The sequence below is a fragment of the Pelotomaculum sp. FP genome, assembly GCF_004369245.1.
GTDB classification, from domain to species: domain Bacteria; phylum Bacillota; class Desulfotomaculia; order Desulfotomaculales; family Pelotomaculaceae; genus Pelotomaculum_C; species Pelotomaculum_C schinkii.
In genome coordinates, this window is the sequence record NZ_QFGB01000131.1 from 1 (window position 1) to 1,759 (window position 1,759).

The 1,759-nt window shown below is 54.1% G+C and carries 1 rRNA gene; it reads right to left on the reverse strand.

Annotated features, from left to right (window positions below):
• Positions 1 to 93: 93 nt before the first annotated feature.
• Positions 94 to 1,759, reverse strand: a 23S ribosomal RNA gene (locus tag Psfp_RS20980); the annotation flags it as partial.

Sequence of the window (1,759 nt, forward strand, 5' to 3'; positions counted from 1 at the left end):
TCCGACATTGTCACCAGAAATATTTATCGTTTTAGTTGAGATGTTCTCTCAAAACTGTACAGCGTAGGAGTTACAATGTTTTAGTTGCTGTTTTAGGTCAAGCCCTCGACCTATTAGTACCGGTCAGCTGAACTGGTTACCCAGCTTACACACCCGGCCTATCTACCTGGTAGTCTTCCAGGGGTCTTACTAGCTTGTGCTATGGGAAACCTCATCTCGAGGGGGGCTTCGCGCTTAGATGCTTTCAGCGCTTATCCCGGCCAGACATAATTACCCAGCGCTACTCCTGGCGGAATAACTGGTACACCAGTGGTCTGTCCATCCCGGTCCTCTCGTACTAGGGACAGCTCCTCTCAAGTTTCCTGCGCCTGCGACGGATAGGGACCGAACTGTCTCACGACGTTCTGAACCCAGCTCACGTACCGCTTTAATGGGCGAACAGCCCAACCCTTGGGACCTACTACAGCCCCAGGATGCGATGAGCCGACATCGAGGTGCCAAACCTCCCCGTCGATGTGGACTCTTGGGGGAGATAAGCCTGTTATCCCCGGGGTAGCTTTTATCCGTTGAGCGACGGCTCTTCCACTCGATACCGCCGGATCACTAAGCCCGACTTTCGTCCCAGCTCGACCTGTTCGTCTCGCTGTCAAGCTCCCTTCTGCCTTTACACTCTGTGCGCGCGATTTCCAACCGCGCTGAGGGAACCTTTGGGCGCCTCCGTTACTCTTTGGGAGGCGACCGCCCCAGTCAAACTGCCCGCCTGATACTGTCCACGTCCCGGCTTCACGGGACTGTGTTAGAACTTCAATACTCAAAGGGTGGTATCCCAACGTTGGCTCCGCCAATACTAGCGTACTGACTTCCACGCCTCCCACCTATCCTGTACATCCAATACCAAAACCCAATGTCAGGTTGCAGTAAAGCTCCACGGGGTCTTTCTGTCCTGTCGCAGGTAGCCGGCATCTTCACCGGCATTACAATTTCACCGAGTCCCTCGTTGAGACAGCGCCCAAATCGTTACGCCTTTCGTGCGGGTCGGAACTTACCCGACAAGGAATTTCGCTACCTTAGGACCGTTATAGTTACGGCCGCCGTTTACTGGGGCTTCGGTTCAAAGCTTCGCGTTGCCACTAACCTCTCCCCTTAACCTTCCAGCACCGGGCAGGCGTCAGCCCCTATACTTCATCTCGCGATTTTGCAGGGACCTGTGTTTTTGGTAAACAGTCGCTTGGGCCTTTTCTCTGCGACCCCCTCACGCTCCAAACGTTTGTTCTTCACGCTACCGGGGTACCCCTTCTCCCGAAGTTACGGGGTCATTTTGCCGAGTTCCTTAACGAGGGTTTTCTCGCGCGCCTTAGGATTCTCACCCCACCTACCTGTGTCGGTTTGCGGTACGGGCACTCTTTCGCCTCGTTAGAGGTTTTTCTTGACAGTTTGGGCTTAAGCTGCTTCGCTACTTAATTTCGCTCCCCTTCAGTTCTCGGGCTTCTCAAGAGACGGTTTTTCCTATCTCTCACCCTACCTCCTTGGACGCACTTTTCCAATCGTGCGCTCAGCTTACCCTCCTGTGTCACCCCATCCTTCAAACGGCTATGAGTGGCATCGGATTCTCAACCGATTTTCCATCGCCTACGCTATTTAGCCTCGGCTTAGGCCCCGGCTTACTCTGGGCGGACGAGCCTTCCCCAGAAAACCTTAGGCTTTCGGCGGGCAGGATTCTCACCTGCCTTTTCGTTTACTTATACCGGCATTCTCACTT